The sequence below is a fragment of the Massilia sp. CFBP9026 genome (assembly GCF_034045165.1).
GTDB classification, from domain to species: domain Bacteria; phylum Pseudomonadota; class Gammaproteobacteria; order Burkholderiales; family Burkholderiaceae_D; genus Telluria; species Telluria arenae.
Genome location: NZ_JAXCWH010000005.1, coordinates 138,149 through 153,344 on the forward strand (window position 1 = coordinate 138,149; position 15,196 = coordinate 153,344).

Annotated in this window: 18 protein-coding genes; 6 read left to right on the forward strand and 12 right to left on the reverse strand. The window is 65.3% G+C overall.

What is annotated here, in order from left to right; translation table 11 throughout:
- Positions 1–16 precede the first annotated feature (16 nt).
- The 7 genes from lipA to SOM28_RS13935 all read right to left on the reverse strand — a co-directional run bounded on the left by lipA (position 17) and on the right by SOM28_RS13935 (position 5,596).
- Positions 17–1,009, reverse strand: a complete 993-nt coding sequence (lipA, locus tag SOM28_RS13905; protein WP_123068409.1) for a lipoyl synthase — start codon at positions 1,007–1,009, stop codon at positions 17–19.
- A gap of 24 nt (positions 1,010–1,033) precedes the next feature.
- Positions 1,034–1,729: a lipoyl(octanoyl) transferase LipB gene (gene lipB / locus SOM28_RS13910; RefSeq protein ID WP_123068408.1), complete on the reverse strand. Its 696-nt coding sequence runs from the start codon at positions 1,727–1,729 to the stop codon at positions 1,034–1,036.
- Positions 1,730–1,864: 135 nt separating this feature from the next.
- Entirely contained in the window at positions 1,865–2,131 is a 267-nt protein-coding gene (locus SOM28_RS13915) for a DUF493 family protein (protein WP_123068407.1), read from the reverse strand.
- A 48-nt stretch (positions 2,132–2,179) separates the two neighbouring features.
- Entirely contained in the window at positions 2,180–4,117 is a 1,938-nt protein-coding gene (locus SOM28_RS13920) for a DUF6600 domain-containing protein (protein ID WP_320468466.1), read from the reverse strand.
- A 120-nt stretch (positions 4,118–4,237) separates the two neighbouring features.
- The gene (locus tag SOM28_RS13925) at positions 4,238–4,876 is read right to left on the reverse strand and encodes a LysE family transporter (RefSeq protein ID WP_123068405.1); all 639 of its coding nucleotides are present in this window, start codon (positions 4,874–4,876) and stop codon (positions 4,238–4,240) included.
- Between the two features lie 121 nt (positions 4,877–4,997).
- A complete protein-coding gene (locus SOM28_RS13930) occupies positions 4,998–5,285 on the reverse strand; it encodes an HU family DNA-binding protein (protein WP_005664253.1) in 288 nt (95 codons plus the stop codon).
- A gap of 89 nt (positions 5,286–5,374) precedes the next feature.
- The gene (locus SOM28_RS13935) at positions 5,375–5,596 is read right to left on the reverse strand and encodes a BrnA antitoxin family protein (protein WP_123068404.1); all 222 of its coding nucleotides are present in this window, start codon (positions 5,594–5,596) and stop codon (positions 5,375–5,377) included.
- 219 nt (positions 5,597–5,815) lie between these two features.
- Between SOM28_RS13935 and SOM28_RS13940 the strand changes: the two genes are divergently transcribed.
- Positions 5,816–6,757: a DUF808 domain-containing protein gene (locus SOM28_RS13940; RefSeq protein WP_123068403.1), complete on the forward strand. Its 942-nt coding sequence runs from the start codon at positions 5,816–5,818 to the stop codon at positions 6,755–6,757.
- A gap of 35 nt (positions 6,758–6,792) precedes the next feature.
- Here the strand turns inward: SOM28_RS13940 and SOM28_RS13945 are convergent, their stop codons facing one another.
- Positions 6,793–7,272 (reverse strand): hypothetical protein, encoded by a 480-nt coding sequence (locus SOM28_RS13945; protein ID WP_123068402.1) that lies wholly within the window; start codon positions 7,270–7,272, stop codon positions 6,793–6,795.
- 36 nt (positions 7,273–7,308) lie between these two features.
- Between SOM28_RS13945 and SOM28_RS13950 the strand changes: the two genes are divergently transcribed.
- From SOM28_RS13950 to SOM28_RS13965, 4 genes are all read left to right on the forward strand, one after another.
- Positions 7,309–8,601, forward strand: a complete 1,293-nt coding sequence (locus tag SOM28_RS13950; RefSeq protein WP_320468467.1) for an SDR family oxidoreductase — start codon at positions 7,309–7,311, stop codon at positions 8,599–8,601.
- A complete protein-coding gene (locus SOM28_RS13955) occupies positions 8,601–9,065 on the forward strand; it encodes a DUF2269 family protein (RefSeq protein ID WP_320468468.1) in 465 nt (154 codons plus the stop codon). The genes SOM28_RS13950 and SOM28_RS13955 overlap by 1 nt, the downstream gene beginning before the upstream one ends.
- Positions 9,066–9,095: 30 nt before the next feature.
- Positions 9,096–10,382, forward strand: coding sequence for a hypothetical protein (locus SOM28_RS13960; protein WP_320468469.1), 1,287 nt, complete (start codon positions 9,096–9,098; stop codon positions 10,380–10,382).
- A gap of 70 nt (positions 10,383–10,452) precedes the next feature.
- Complete coding sequence (locus tag SOM28_RS13965; protein ID WP_320468470.1) at positions 10,453–11,478, forward strand: zinc-dependent alcohol dehydrogenase family protein; 1,026 nt, start codon at positions 10,453–10,455, stop codon at positions 11,476–11,478.
- Positions 11,479–11,480: 2 nt separating this feature from the next.
- Here the strand turns inward: SOM28_RS13965 and SOM28_RS13970 are convergent, their stop codons facing one another.
- From SOM28_RS13970 to SOM28_RS13980, 3 genes are all read right to left on the reverse strand, one after another.
- Entirely contained in the window at positions 11,481–12,266 is a 786-nt protein-coding gene (locus SOM28_RS13970; protein ID WP_123068397.1) for a glutaminyl-peptide cyclotransferase, read from the reverse strand.
- Positions 12,267–12,333: 67 nt separating this feature from the next.
- Entirely contained in the window at positions 12,334–12,675 is a 342-nt protein-coding gene (locus SOM28_RS13975) for a hypothetical protein (RefSeq protein WP_229414850.1), read from the reverse strand.
- A gap of 134 nt (positions 12,676–12,809) precedes the next feature.
- The gene (locus SOM28_RS13980) at positions 12,810–13,154 is read right to left on the reverse strand and encodes a DUF6152 family protein (RefSeq protein WP_123068395.1); all 345 of its coding nucleotides are present in this window, start codon (positions 13,152–13,154) and stop codon (positions 12,810–12,812) included.
- A gap of 146 nt (positions 13,155–13,300) precedes the next feature.
- Here SOM28_RS13980 and SOM28_RS13985 point away from each other — a divergent pair, with 146 nt between their 5' ends.
- Positions 13,301–13,825 (forward strand): GNAT family N-acetyltransferase, encoded by a 525-nt coding sequence (locus tag SOM28_RS13985; protein WP_123068394.1) that lies wholly within the window; start codon positions 13,301–13,303, stop codon positions 13,823–13,825.
- On the opposite strand, the gene SOM28_RS13990 is transcribed toward SOM28_RS13985, so the two are convergent.
- Complete coding sequence (locus SOM28_RS13990) at positions 13,782–15,155, reverse strand: MFS transporter (protein ID WP_320468471.1); 1,374 nt, start codon at positions 15,153–15,155, stop codon at positions 13,782–13,784. The genes SOM28_RS13985 and SOM28_RS13990 overlap by 44 nt on opposite strands.
- Between the last annotated feature and the right edge of the window lie 41 nt (positions 15,156–15,196).

The window sequence follows — 15,196 nt, forward strand, 5'->3', positions numbered from 1 at the left end:
GCGGATGACGCTGGAGTTATGCAGCCACGCCCGCGTTATGCGCCTGCTGGTCGGCATGGTACGACGAGCGCACCATTGCGCCCACGGCCGCATGCACGAAGCCCATCTCGTAGGCCTTCTCTTCGAACATCTTGAAGACGTCCGGGTGCACGTAGCGACGCACCGGCAGGTGCGAGTTGGTCGGCGCCAGGTACTGGCCGATGGTGAGCATGTCGATGTCGTGCTCGCGCATATCGCGCATCACTTGCAGGATCTCTTCGTCGGTCTCGCCCAGGCCGACCATCAGGCCCGACTTGGTGACCGCGTTCGGATACATCTTCTTGAAGTCGCGCAGCAGCACCAGCGAGTGCGTGTAGTCGGCGCCTGGACGGGCTTCCTTGTACAGGCGCGGCACGGTTTCCAGGTTGTGGTTCATCACGTCAGGCAGGCCGTCGGCGAAGATGTTCAATGCTTTTTCGAGGCGGCCGCGGAAGTCCGGCACCAGCACTTCGATCTTGGTGTTGGGCGACAGCGCGCGGGTCTTCTGGATGCACTCGACGAAGTGGCCGGCGCCGCCGTCGCGCAGGTCGTCGCGGTCGACCGAGGTGATCACGACATAGGACAGGCGCAGGTCGGCGATGGTCTTGGCCAGGTTGCCCGGCTCGTTCACATCCAGCGGATCCGGGCGGCCGTGGCCGACGTCACAGAACGGGCAGCGGCGGGTGCACTTGTCGCCCATGATCATGAAGGTCGCGGTGCCCTTGCCGAAGCATTCGCCGATGTTCGGGCAGCTGGCTTCCTCGCACACCGTCACCAGGTTATTGGCGCGCAGGATGTCCTTGATCTCGTAGAAGCGCGACGAGGCAGTGGCGGCCTTGACGCGGATCCAGTCCGGCTTTTTCAGGCGCTCGACGTCCGCGATCGGCACGATCTTGATCGGGATGCGCGACGTCTTGCTGGCGCCTTTCTGCTTTTCGCTGGCGTTGTAGGCGGATGCGGAGGCGATGCCGGTGTCGATTTCGGAAGTCATTTGGCTCGTTGCCCCAGAAGGGCGTCAGTTGGTTTGTTCGGTTCGGACTTGGCTGGGTTCGATTTGCTGCCCGAGATGCAGGGTCAGGGCCTGGGCCAGCGCCTGCTGGACGTCCGCCAGCGGCGCCTCGACGCCCATGGTGCGCATATCGACCGTGGCCAGTCCGGAATAGCCGCACGGGTTGATCCAGGTGAACGGGGCCAGGTCCATGCCCACGTTCAGCGATACGCCGTGATAGGTGCAGCCGTTGCCGCGCACCTTGAGGCCGAGCGCGGCGATCTTGGCGCCCTTGCGCGGGCCTTCGGCGATATAGATGCCGGGCGCGCCGGCGATGCGCTCACCGGCCAGATTATACGCCCCTAAGACATCGATCACTGCCTGTTCGATTTTTTCCACAAACTGGCGCGCGTACAGCTTGCCGCCTGGCTTGTTGCGGCGCAAGTCCATCAACAGGTAGATCACGACCTGGCCCGGGCCATGGTAAGTGACCTCGCCGCCGCGGTCGGTCTGGACCACCGGCACGCCCTGCGGCGCCAGCACGTGGCCCGGATCGGCGCCCAGGCCCAGCGTGAACACGGGCGGGTGCTCGACGATCCACAATTCGTCCCGGGTCTCGGGCGTGCGCGCATCGGTGAAGGCGCGCATGGCGGCGAAGGTGGGTTCGTAATCGGCCCGGCCGAGTTCACGGACGAGCGGCGTTGCTGGGTGAATCGAGGACATGGAATCGGGACGAGGCATTGGGCCATAGTATGGACAGCCCCGTCATTATAAGCCAGCACGATGGGGCGTGCCTGCTGAACAGGCAGCCCGCCCCGCCGCCTGTCGATATGGCAATGCGGATATGGCAATGCGCCCTTACAGGACCATCTTGACCATCGGGTGGGTCGACAGCGTGCGGTACACCTCGTCCAGCATCTCGCGGCTGGTGGCGGTGATGGTGACGGTCAGACCGGTGTAGTTGCCCTTGGCCGAAGGACGGGTTTCCAGCTTGCCTTCATGGAAAGTCGGATCGAGCTGGGTCACCAGCGCGAGGATGGTGGGAGCGAAATCGATATGGGTCGCGCCCATCACCTTGATCGGGAATTCGCTCGGGTATTCGATGAGGGATTCTTTCGGGTCCATGACTTAATCCTGTGTAAATGCGCATTGTAGCCAATGCCGGCGTTTTCCTCAGCGTTCCTGGATTTGCCGGCCGCGCGCATCGGTATGGGCGCGCTGTTCGCCGCCGCCACGCGGCGTGAAGGCCGGGGCTGAAGGTTGCGGGCGCGGCGTGGGCGGGGCGACCATCTGCGGCGGCGGAGCGGGCCGTGGCGGCGGGGCGGCCACCATCTGTGGCGGCGGACGCACGTCGGGCCGCGGCATCGGACGCGGCTCGGGACGCGAGAAGGATGGCGCCGGATTGGTCGCCATGGCCGGCGGCCGCTGCTGCTGTTGCAGTTGCTGCAATTGCTGGCTGCGTTCGGCCCGCTCGCGCATGCGGTCGCGCTGCTCGCGTTCGCGTTCGGCGTGGCGCCCGAAGCCCATGCGGTCGGCCTGCATGCGGTTGTCCAGGTCGCGCTGCATGCGGTCGCGCTCTTCCTGCTGGCGCACGACGCGCTCCTGCTGCTGCATGCGCTCGCGCGACAGGCGCTCGTTGCTCTCGCGCTGGCGCGCCATCGGATCCGGCTCGGGACGGCCGCGATCCTGCACAAAACGGTCGCGCGTCACCCCATCGGTCTCCAGGCGCTGGCGCACCTCGCGCCGCTCGATCAGGTCGCGCTGCGCGTTGCTACCGCGGTTCCAGTCGGCGCGCGTCACCAGCGGCGGCGGCGGGGCGCTGCCCTGTCCGCGCGGCAGCGCGAAGTTCGGGCGGTCGGGGCGTGGCGCGCGCGGCACGACCACCGGTCCACGGCCGCCGAAGTGCTCGCGCGGCACCACGGTCAGGCCGTGGTGTCCCGGCCGCTGCTGGGCCGCGCGACGGGTGGCGTGGCGCCAGTCATTCAGGCGCCGCAGGCGCTCGTTGGAGAGGCGGTAGCCGGGCACGTAGCGGTCGTAGGGGCTGAGCGGATACCAGCCATGTGCGTGCAGGTTGTGCGAGGCGAAGCCGACGCTCCAGTTGCCGCCGCCGACCCAGCCGACCAGCGCCGGCGACCATACCGGCCGCCGTTCGAGACGGCCCGGGGCCCAGGCCCAGCGGTTGTGCACCTGCACCCAGCGGCCGTAGTGGAAGGGCGCATAGCCCCATGGCGCGTTGTCGACCCAGGTCCAGCCCCAGGGGGCAATATAGCTCCACTGGCCGTCGCGGTAGGGCGTCCAGTCGGATGCCACCACGGTCGGCGTCCACAGGCTGCCGTAGTCGGAATGGGTGCTCCAGCTGCCGTGGCGGTCGAGCTCTTCGTAGCCGGTCATTTCGGTGCCGATGTAGCGCGAGGATTGCTCGGCCACCAGGGTCTGGTCGCGCGTGAGGGCCCAGTCGTCGAATTCGTCGCGCCGCGCCTGGCGCGTATTCACGTCCTCGTCGCGTACCTCGGCGCTGCGGCCGGTGCGGACGGTGAGGCTGGCGCCGGCGCCGTCGACCTGGGCCTCGCCATCGAGCACGCTCACCACGCTGGTGTCGGGCACGCGGTCGGCGTCCACGCGCAGGCGGCCCGGCTGGGTCAGGCGCACGGTCGCCTGCGCCGTGCGCAGCTCGAACTCGGGCACCACTTCGCTGTTCATGACGCGGATGCTGGCGCTGCCGAAATGCAGGCGCAGGCGCAGGCTGTCGTCGTCCAGTTCGGTGAGCTCGAGCGAGCTGTCGCCGTCCAGGCGGATCGAGGTGGAGCCGATGCGGATCTCGGTGCGGGCGCCGGGCGCGGTCGTGACGAGATTACGGGTGGTGACCGGCCAGTTGACCACGGCGGCGTTGCTCTCGGTGCCAATATCGCCGCCGATCTCGACCTTGCCCTGGACCAGGGAAACGCGGCCCACCCGGCCCGGCGGCTCGGTCTCGATGACGCCGTTGCCAGCGACCTCGACCTGCCCTGGCGGGTCGGTCTGCAGCACGGTCTGCGCGGACGCGCCTGTGGAAAACGCAGCCAGGGTTGCCACGGTTAGCAGGGCGGCGGTATGAAAGCGGCGATGGGTCATGACATGCTCCAGGATGGAACGCGGACGGGGTGGCTCAGCCTCATTACAACGCTCGAGCTCCCGCATGGACAACGCGGGTTACACAAAGTTGCATCTGCCGGCCCAGCAGAAATAGAGGTATCAGGCCGGCTGGCGCTTGACGAAGAATAACATCGAGCCGATCAGCACCAGCACCGCGCCGAACACGCGGTTCTGCAGGCGCATATGGCGTGGATCGCGCATGAAGCGCTGCATCGAAGCGGCCAGGGCGGCGTAGCCGTGCATCACGATCGAATCGATCGCTACCATGGTCACGCCCAGGATCGCCAGCTGGGTGAGCAGCGGCGCATCCTTGGAAATGAACTGCGGCAGCACGGCGACCATGAAGATGATGCCCTTCGGGTTCGTCGTATTGGTAAGAAAACCGGTCAGCACGCGCCTGCCGAACGACGGATGCGCTTCCAGGCCGGCGGTCGACGCCGTCGGGCCGGGCGCCGGGGCGGCGCGCCACTGGCTGACGCCGAGGTAGATCAGGTAGAGCGCGCCGATCACCTTGACCGCCGTGAAGGCGACCGAGGACGCCAGCAGCAGCGAACCGACGCCGGCGCCGGCGATGACCAGCACCAGGACCAGGCCCAGTTGCAGGCCGAGGACGGTTGCGCTGGCCTTCCTGAGGCCGTAGGCCAGGCCATGCGACATCGACAGGACCGCGCCGGAACCGGGCGAAATGGCGATCAGCGAACCGGCAATGACGAAGGCGATCCAGGTAGCGAAGCTCATGGTGGTGAAAAAATGGATGGTGCTGCGGAGGAGGGGAAAGCTACTGCCGGGGAGAAAAAACGGCAAATTCAGCCAGCGCGTGCGACCCGTGAACGGGCCGCGACGCGAGGCCGGGTACTGATTACTTCTTCTTGGTCGGGTTGACCGCTGCCTTCAGGGTCGCGCCAGCCGAGAAACGCGGGCTCTTCGATGCCGCGATCTTGATCACTTCGCCGGTGGCAGGGTTACGGCCCTTGCGTGCGGCGCGCTTGGTCACCGAGAAGGTGCCGAAGCCGGTGATGCCCACCGTGTCGCCTTTTTTCAGGCGCTCGGTGATGATCTCGATGATGGTGTTCACGGCGTCGCCAGCGGCAGCGCCCGACATCTCGGTACGCTTCGCGAATTCTGCGATCAGTTCGCCTTTTTTCATAAATCCCTCCGGGGTTAAAAGAGCGGGAAGATTAGCATAAATATTGCTATGTGTAATGCCGCTCCCCGAGGGAAATTTGAAAGGAAGCCTTATGCGACGCCAGATTCGATGACCGGACCGCCCAAACGGTTGCGCAGCGCGGCGTTGATCAGGGTCTGGTAACCGGTGCCGCAACGCTCGGACAGGTTGCGGAATTCCTTCAGCACCTCGTCGTCGAGATAGATCGTGATGCGGGTCTTGCGTTTCGGCGGGCGGGCGCGGCGGACGGGAGTGGCGACGGGAGCGGCAGACTGGATCGAATCGGTGTTCATGGAATGATCTCCTTCGTTTGGGGGGACGAGGCTGCAGTGCCGCAACCTTCAGCGTTGCACTATACGTATGCAGACCGCCGGTTACGCGGCAAAAGCGACGAGATGCAGATTTCCAGGCATGAAACGCAAAAAGCCGCGCCGAACGGCGTTGCGTACCGTGTAGCCAGCATTTGGCGGCTCGGTTAATATCGTATCAACTTGACATGAAGGAGCAGAACCATGGCTGGAGTCGGATTACTTGCACTCCTGGACGATATCGCCACCATCCTCGACGACGTCGCCGCGATGAGCAAGGTGGCGGCCAAGAAGACCGCGGGCGTGCTGGGCGACGACCTGGCGCTCAATGCGCAGCAGGTCTCGGGCGTAAAGGCCGACCGCGAGCTGCCGGTGGTGTGGGCGGTCGCCAAGGGATCGATGGTCAACAAGGCGATCCTGGTGCCGGCCGCGCTGGCGATCTCGGTCTTCCTGCCCTGGCTGATCACGCCGCTCTTGATGATCGGCGGCGCCTTCCTGTGCTTCGAGGGCTTCGAGAAGATCGCGCACAAATACCTGCACAGCGCGCAAGACGACGCCCAGCACAAGGCGCAGCACGAGGCGGCCGTGGCCAACCAGGCGGTCGACATCGTGCAGATGGAAAAGGACAAGATCAAGGGTGCGGTGCGCACCGACTTCATCCTGTCGGCCGAGATCATCGTGATCTCGCTCGGCGTGGTGGCCGGCATGGCGCTCGGCCAGCAAGCGGCAGTGCTGGTCGTCATCGCCGTGGCGATGACGGTCGGCGTCTATGGCCTGGTGGCCGCCATCGTCAAGATGGATGATGCCGGCCTGCACCTGAGCAAGAGCCAGAGCCAGGCCGTCCGCGGTGTGGGCAGGGGCCTGCTGGCCGCCGCGCCACGCCTGATGAAGACGCTGGCGGTGGTCGGCACCGCCGCCATGTTCCTGGTCGGCGGCGGCATCATCTCGCACGGGGTGCCGGCGCTGCACCACTTCTCGCAGGGCCTGGCCGCGGCGGTAGCCGATGTGCCGGCGGTTGGCGGGGTGCTGGCCTTCCTGGCGCCGATCCTTTTCGATGCCGTGGTCGGCGTGCTGGTGGGCGCTGCGGTGCTCGCCGTGGTGACCCTGGTGCAGCGCATGCGCGGCAAGAAGGCGGCCGCACACTGATGTTCCCGTCGGCGCGGGCGTCCTGCCCGCGCCGCTCATCCCGGTGTCAAAGGCTGGTCCTTGCGCGTCAGGATCGCCCCGATCGCCAGGCCAATCGCAAACCCCACATACACCACGCCCAGCGCATTGCGCGACAGGCGCTTTTCATACCCCGGCTGCAAGGCCCTGGGCGTCAGCTTGTAGTCGGTGAAGGCGGCGAATGCCGACGTTGCCGCCGAGGAAGCGGCGATGGCCATCGGATTCTTGCCGTCCATTACTCCACCAAGGGCGCGTTCGAACACGAAGGACCAGAAGGTCGCACTGGCATGGTGGATCAGGTAGCCGGGTACCGTGTAGCGCAGCGAGAAGCGGTCGCGGTAGCCTGCTTTATTCCCATGAACATAATGGCTGACGGCATTGGTCGGTGCGAAGGCGCTGCCTGACTGGATCTTGCCGACCAGGGCCATTGCCACCGTGGAGAGCACGCTCGAGGTCGCACCAGAGATGAGTGCGCGCTGTAATGCCGTATTTTCCATACAATCCTCTTTTACTCGATGTGAAGGGAAGCACGGATGCGGATTTTGCTGACGGGGGCAAGCGGTTTCATCGGGCAACATCTGCTGCAGGCCTTGCTCACCGAAGGGCACCACGTCGTGTGTGCGCTGAGAGCACCTGAAGCGAAGCTTCCGAACAGCGACGACCCACGCCTAAGCTATATCCACGCCGATTTTTCCAAAGATACCGATAAATCCACCTGGCTGGCGCGCCTGTCGCACGTCGACGCGGTGATCAATACGGTGGGGATTTTCCGCGAAAGCGGGCGCCAGGATTTCGCCCGCCTGCACCGCGACACGCCGCGCGCGCTGTTCGCGGCCTGCACCGAATCGCACGACGTGCAGATGGTGATCCAGCTGTCCGCCCTGGGCGCCGACCGCGATGCGCAGTCGCCCTATCACCTGTCCAAGCGCGATGCCGACGACTACCTGGCCAGCCTGCCGCTGCGCTCCTACATCGTCCAGCCATCGCTCGTGTACGGCCGCGACGGCGCCAGCGCACGCACCTTCCGTAGCCTGGCCAGCATGCCGTTCACCCTGCGCTTCGGCAGCAAGCCGCAATTGGTGCAGCCGATCCACATCGACGACCTGGTGCTGGCCATCGTCGGCCTGCTCAAGCACCGCCTGCCGATGATGCCGGGCGCCGGCACCTCGATGCGGGTGCCGCTGGTGGGGCCGCAGGCGATGCCGTTCACCGACTACCTGGGCCTGCTGCGTTCGCGCATGGGCATGGGGCGCCAGCGCGTGTTGCCCCTGCCGGGACCGGTGGCGCGGCTGGCGGCCGCCATCCTGCCCGGTTCGCTGATCAGTCGCGATGCACTGGGCATGCTGGACCGCGACAACACGGCCGACGTCGTGCAGACGGCGGTGCTGCTCGGGCATCTGCCGCGCGCGCCATCCGAGTTCATCGGCGACCCGGACGGCGAACGCGCGCGCGCCAAGCTCGGCTGGCTGTTGCCGATGCTCCGTTACAGCATCGCGCTAGTATGGATCCTGACCGCGATCGTGTCCTTCGGCCTGTATCCGGTCGAGGCCAGCTATGCGCTGCTGGCGCGCACCGGCATCCCTCCCGACCTGCAACCAGTGATGCTGTATGGCGCCGCCACCTTCGACCTGCTGCTGGGACTGGGCATCCTGTTGCTGGCGCGGCGGCGCTGGCTGTGGCTGGCGCAACTGGGCCTGATCGGCTTCTATACGATCGTGATCGCAGTCAAGCTGCCTGAATTCCTGCTTCACCCCTACGGGCCGCTGACCAAGAACCTGCCGATGCTGGCCGCGATCTGGCTGCTGTACCAACTCGAGGAAAAATAATGGATTACGTGGTGCTGAAATGGCTGCACATCGTTTCGTCGACGCTGCTGTTCGGCACCGGGATCGGATCGGCCTGGTACATGCTGTTCGCGAACGTCAGCCGCGACGTGCGGGCGATCGCGGTGGTGGCGAAATACGTCGTCATCGCCGACTGGCTGTTCACGGCCACCACCGCCATCCTGCAGCCGCTGACCGGTTTCTATATGGTTTATCTGGCCGGCTATCCGCTGCACAGCAAATGGCTCATGTGGTCGATCATCCTGTACGTGATCGCCGGCGCCTGCTGGCTGCCGGTGGTGTGGCTGCAGATCCGCATGCGCGACATGGCGGCGGAGGCGGCGCGGCGCGATACGCCGTTGCCGGCGCTGTACTGGCGTTATTTCAGGATCTGGGTGACGCTGGGCGTGCCGGCATTTGCGGCGTTCATCGTGATTTTCTGGTTGATGGTGGCCAAGCCGATGTAGAGGGATAGAATCTGAATTTTTAGAGTTCAGATGACGGCCCCACAATCTACCCATCTTGCATGGTTAAGGAAATACGCCAGGGCGAATCCGCTACTGGCGCTTTGGAGCCTGATGCTGTTTTGCGGCGGCTCGGTCCTTCTTTCCTATCACGCCGATCTGGCGTATCTGCCCGATTTCAGCCTGGTCGATCTTGCAGGATTGATGGCAAGCGTCACGCTGATCGGCCTGATGCTGGTCGTGTTCTTCCTGTTTTCCTGCTTTTTGCCTGGACTGACGCTGCGCTGGTTCGAACACCAATGGCCGCTGGTTCCCTACCGGCGATATTTCGATTTCACCGAGATGGTCGTCCTGTGGATATCCTCGGTCGCCATCTGGGCAGTATATGTGTTGTATGGGCCGGAATTGTTGTCCCGCGTTCCGGCCACGATTAAACCATACCTGTCACTCTTCGGCACCGCATTGGTTTCCGCCATGATCGCGATGGCGGCATCGCGGCGTACGGCAGCCGGATTTTCGCTGAAGCATTGGCGACATCGACTGGTGAGCCGCCATATCGTCGCTTTCTCACTCTGGATAATGCTGTTTGTCTTCCCCATTCAAGCAGCGCTGAAATTCGCAACGGCTGGCGACGATAGCCATGAGATTCCTCTGGCCATCGGCGCGGTGGCCTTGCTCACCATATTCAATGGCGTTGTCTATATCGCTCCTCTCAAGGAAATACGAGAGTCGATTGGCATCGACGCCATCATCGCGGTAGTGATTCTTTCGCTGGGGCTGGGGCTGGCGATCGCATTTCCTCAATCGGTCATGCAATCGCTGGCGCTGGGTCACAGGAATGCAGCAACGCTCACCGTAACAGGAGCGAGCTGTCACAGCCTGGCGCGGTTTGGCGTGCCGTGCGCACCGGCACTTGGCAAGGAGGGAACCATCGAACTGGAGAATGTCAACGTGCTGTCACGGGTCGGGGCGACTGTCCTGCTCGAACTGCTGGTCGAGCAATCAGAGGCCATCGACAATGCCGTTGCATCGTCCAGCAGGGCTGGAATATTGCACATCGATGAAAAGGGCCGGCGTCCATATTGCCCATCGGCGGCAGCGAATAGTGCGGCGGCATGCAGTGCCTGCGATGCACGCATTCTTCAACGCGCGCATTCGCCAGCTGATGCCGGCAAGGACGCGCTGGCGCATTACCGCAAAGACCTCATATGCATACAGCTCACCGTCCCGAAGAGCGACATCACGAACATCGCATTCGGTACCAAGCGGCAATACAGCGGCTACAGCGGCTTTAATCTCCTTGGGCAAACAGGCGACTAAGCGGGCGTCCCGCGCTCGGACAGCCGCGTACAATGGCCCGCGTACCGATCAACCAGAAGGGGATTTACGCATGCGGGCTTACCAGATTCTTCACGGCGCAAACATCGACGGCCTCCAGTGCATCGACTACCCGGAACGCGACCTTGGCCTCGGCGAAGTGCGCATTCGCGTGCATGCCGTCTCGCTCAACTACCGCGACCTGATGGTCGCCAGCGGCAACTATCTGGTGTCGGTCGAGGATCCCATCATCCCGTGCTCGGACGGCGCCGGCGAAGTGCTGGCGGTCGGTCCCGGCGTGACCCGGGTGCAGGTGGGCGACCGCGTGGCCGGTTCCTTCTTCCCGCACTGGCTGGAAGGCGGACCGACGCCTGACAAAGTGCGTCACGGCCTGGGCGGCGACATCGACGGCATGCTGGCCGAAGAAGTCATCCTGCACGAGGACGCGCTGGCCATCGTCCCGGCCGGCCTGTCCTTCATCGAGGCGTCCACCATGCCGTGCGCCGCGGTCACCGCCTGGAACGCGATCTTCGTCTCCAGCAACCACGTCAAGCCGGGCGATACCGTGCTGCTGCTGGGCACCGGCGGCGTCTCGATCCTCGGCCTGCAACTGGCGCGTGCGGCGGGCCTGCGCACCATCGTCACTTCGTCCAGCGACGACAAGCTGGCGCGGGCACGCGCGCTGGGCGCCCACCACACGATCAATTACCAGGCGATTCCCGAGTGGCATGACGAGGTGCTGCACCTCACCCATGGCGTCGGCGCCCAGGTGGTGCTGGAAGTGGGCGGCAAGGGGACGGTAAACAAATCGGTGTCGAGCGCCGCGATGGGCGGGACCGTTGCCGTCATCGGCGGCGTCAGCGGCTTCGGCGGCGAAGTCAATCCGGCCTCGCTGCTGGCCAGCGCCAAGCGCCTGGTCGGTATCTATGTCGGCAGCCGCGCCATGCTGGAAGACGTGATGCGCTTCGCGGACGTGGGCGGCGTCAAGCCGGTGATCGACCGCGTATTCCCGTTCGGCCAGGCGCGGGAGGCGTATCGCCACATGGCGTCCGGCGCGCACTTCGGCAAGGTCGTGATCGACGTTACCGACCGTAGCTAGATCTATTTTCGCAGCTTCGGCACCAGCTCGATCTCGAACAGCTTGGGCCACAGCTTGCCGGTGACGAACAGGCGCTTGCCCTTGCTGTCCCAGGCGATGCCGTTGAGGACGGCGTCGACCTCCTTGGTGCCGCGCTGGTCTGGCGGCAGCAGGCCGGTCAGGTCGATCACCCCGAGCACCTTGCCGCTGTCGGGATCGATGCGGGCGATCAGCTCGCTGCCCCAGATGTTCGAGTACAGCTCGCCGTCGACCATTTCCAGTTCGTTCAGGCGGTCGACCGGGCGGCCCTCGGCCGTCACCTGCACCCGGCGCAGCTCCTTCATCGTCTGCGGATCGAGGATGCGGATGAAGGAACTGCCGTCGCTCATGTACAGCTGCTTCGCATCGCTGGCCAGGCCCCAGCCTTCTCCCTCGTACTTGAAGCTCTGCTTGAGCTTGAAGGTCTTGAGGTCGAACACATAGCCGACCTGCGAGGTCCAGGTCAGGCCGACCAGGTTGTTGCCCACCGCGGTCGAACCTTCGCCAAATACCTCCTTCGGCAAGTCGGCCTTCTGCACCACCTTGCCGGTCTTGAGTTCCACCCTGCGGATCGTCGAGCGGCCATACTGGCCGGTGCTTTCGTACAGGTGGCCGTCGCGGTAGAACAGGCCTTGGGTGAAGGCCTGGGGATCGTGGGGATAGGTATTCTTGACGACGAAACCATAGACCGGCAGCGCGGCCTGGGCGGCGCCGGCGCTCACGCAGGCGATGGAGCAGGCGACGGCGAAGGTGGATAACTGTTTGAGCATCGTGGTTGGCTGAAAAAGCGGCAACAGACTGTAGCACGAAGGCCGCCGGTTCGCGGTCGAATGCGCATCAGACATAGGCCAGCAGGCGTCCGCAGGCGATCACGGCGATCCAGAGCAGCAGCGACAGCGCCGCATGCAGCCTGGCCCAGGCCGGCGCGCCAGCCGGCCAGCCTGCTGCCCCGCGCCAGGGGCCGGCATGAAAGACGAGGGCATTCACGCCGGCCGCCACGATCAGCGCCAGCTTGAGCAGGAAGACCTCGTTATCCAGCAACTCGGGCTGGGTCGAGAACATCAATAGTCCGCTCGGCACGATCAGCAGCAGGCCGAACCAGGACCATGGCAGCAGATGGCGCGCCAGCGCCTGCACCGGCAGGCTGCGGCCGAAGCCGAGCAGGCGCAGATCGAACATCGCCGCCGCCCCCACCAGCACGGTGAAGCCGACGATGTGGACGATCTCGACGATCGGATACAGCCAAGCATCGTCGCGCAGGGCCTGGGCCAGCGGCGTCGAGGCGGCCCAGGCGGCCGCATCCTGCGGGAAGCTCAGCGCAGCTCCGTAACCTTGTCGCCGACGGTGATGCGCTCGGCGCGCAACTCATTGGCCTTGCTGCGGTTGGGATAGCCGTAGACGGTGACCTTATTGCCGACCGCCAGCATGTCCTTGGCCAGGCCGCGGTTTTCCATGCGTCCGGGCGGGGCCAGCACCACGAGCCAGGTCTTGTCCGCCGTCTTCAGGCGCACGAAGCCGTGGGGCTGCTGGTAACCGGATTCCTCGATCGTGCCGGTCAGCTGCTGGGGTTGCTTGGCATCGTATTCGCTCCAGCCGTGGTGGGCGGAAGCGGTGGCGGCCACAATCGACAATACGGTGGCCAGGAGTGCGCGTTTCATTGTGATCCTCCGGGGTGAAGAATTCCATGATGCATGCGGCAAGCATATCCTTGAACATGGAATGACGCGCGCACGGCTGCTCTACGGGAATGGATCCCGGACGGCCGGTGTAGTATGCATTTATTGCCTTTATTCAAGGAGACGCCATGCCATCGCGCCGCCCGGCTACCCAGGCCGACCTGTCGTCATTGTGGGAGTTGCGCACCCGGGCGGTGCGCGCCGGTTGTTCCGCCCATTACCCGGCCGCGGTGATCGACCTCTGGTGCGCCGCCCCGGCGCCCGCCTCGCTGCCGCTGCTGGTCCAGGCCGGCGGCACCGTCGTGGCAGAGGAAGACGGGCGCATCGTTGGCTACGCCGTGCTGAACCTGGATACCGGCGAACTCAATGCCGCCTTCGTCGAGCCGAGCCACCAGGGCCGCGGCATCGCCCTGCAACTGCTGCAGCAGCTGGAATCGATGGCGTGCCAGCGGGGCCTGCCCCGCATGTTCCTGTCGGCCTCGCTCAATGCGGTGCCGTTCTACAAACGCGCCGGCTTCCTGTCGCTGCGCGAAGAGTTGTATCCGCACCGTTGCGGGGTCGACCTCAAGTCGGTGTTCATGGAAAAGCTGCTGCGCCAAGGCCAGCCAACTACATCGGCTGGCCTTGGCGCGCCATGCGGCGCAGGCCGTTGACGCGGCGCACCCGCGCGTGCATCGCGTGGCCGATGTCCAGCCGCAGCAGCACCAGGATGGCGATGCATGAACCCAGCACGGGCACGCCGAACGCCAGTGCCTTGAGTCCCAGCACGACAGCCGGCGTCTGGACGGCGCCTGGCACGTAGCCCAGTTGCCCGAGCGTCCAGCCGATCGTCGCCAGCGCGGCCATGCCGCCGGCCTTGAGCAGAACGAGAATGGCGGCGAACGCCGCGGTCTCGCTGCGCTCGCGGTAACGGAACTCCGAAAAGTCGACGATGTCCGCCAGGATCCCCCAGGGCAGCATCGCCACACCGGCCACGCCGACGCCGGCCACTGCCGCGCATGCCAGCAGCAGCGCTTGGTGTTCGCCGGCGCAGGCGAACAGGATGATGCCGGTGGCGGCCACGCCATGGCTCAACGCCAGCAGCGTGGTCTTGTCGTGGCGCGGCACCAGCGAAATCCAAAAGGTGGCGCCGGCGATGCCGCTCAGGGCCAGCGTCAGGAGCACCCGGCTGGCGAAGCCGGCATCGTGCAGCACATAGGTGCACAGGTAGAGCAGGGTCTTGCCGAACATCGGGATCGCGAAACCGGTCACCACGGCCACTACCGCGATCGCACCGAACAGGCGGTCGTGCCTCGGCCACCAGCCGCTGGCCAAGGCCTGCCGGGGAAGCGCACCGCGCGGCTGGCCGGCGGCGCGCGACGACCATGCCGCCAGCAGCAGCGTCGCGCAAAACAGCATGCCCGCCAACAGGCCCAGCCACGCCATGCGCACCGGGGCCGCCGGTCCCGCCGCGGCATTCATCGACGGCGCGATCACGGTGGCAACCACCACGCTGGCGGCGGCGCTGAACAGGGTGCGGTAGCCGGAAGCGCGGCCGCGCGCGTGGCTGTCCACGGTCACCCGCGCCAGCAGGGCGTTGTGCGGCACGTCGATCACGGCGTAGCTGCCGCGCAGCAGCAGCAATAGGGTGGCGATGAGGAAGAAGCCTTGCGCCTGCAAAAACGGCAAGGCGTACAGCGCGCCGAAGGCACAGGCGCAGGGCAGGACGCACAAGGCGATCAGGCGCGGATAGCCGATTCCATGCCGGTCGGCGTGAGATGCCAGCATGCCGGCGCCGATATCGAACGCCAGGTCGCCCAGGAAGACGATCAGCATGAGCAGGCTGACCTCAGCCGCCGGCATGCCGATGATGTCGGTCAGCAGGAACAGCAGCGTGACATCGATGCTGCCGAGGAAAATCGCCTTGCCGAAGTTACCCGATGCGTAGCCGACGACGTGGCGGTCGCGGTTCAGCTGGGCGGCGCATGCGCGAAGGTCTGGCATCCTGCGAGGATAGCCGTCGTGGATGACAGCCTGATGTCAGC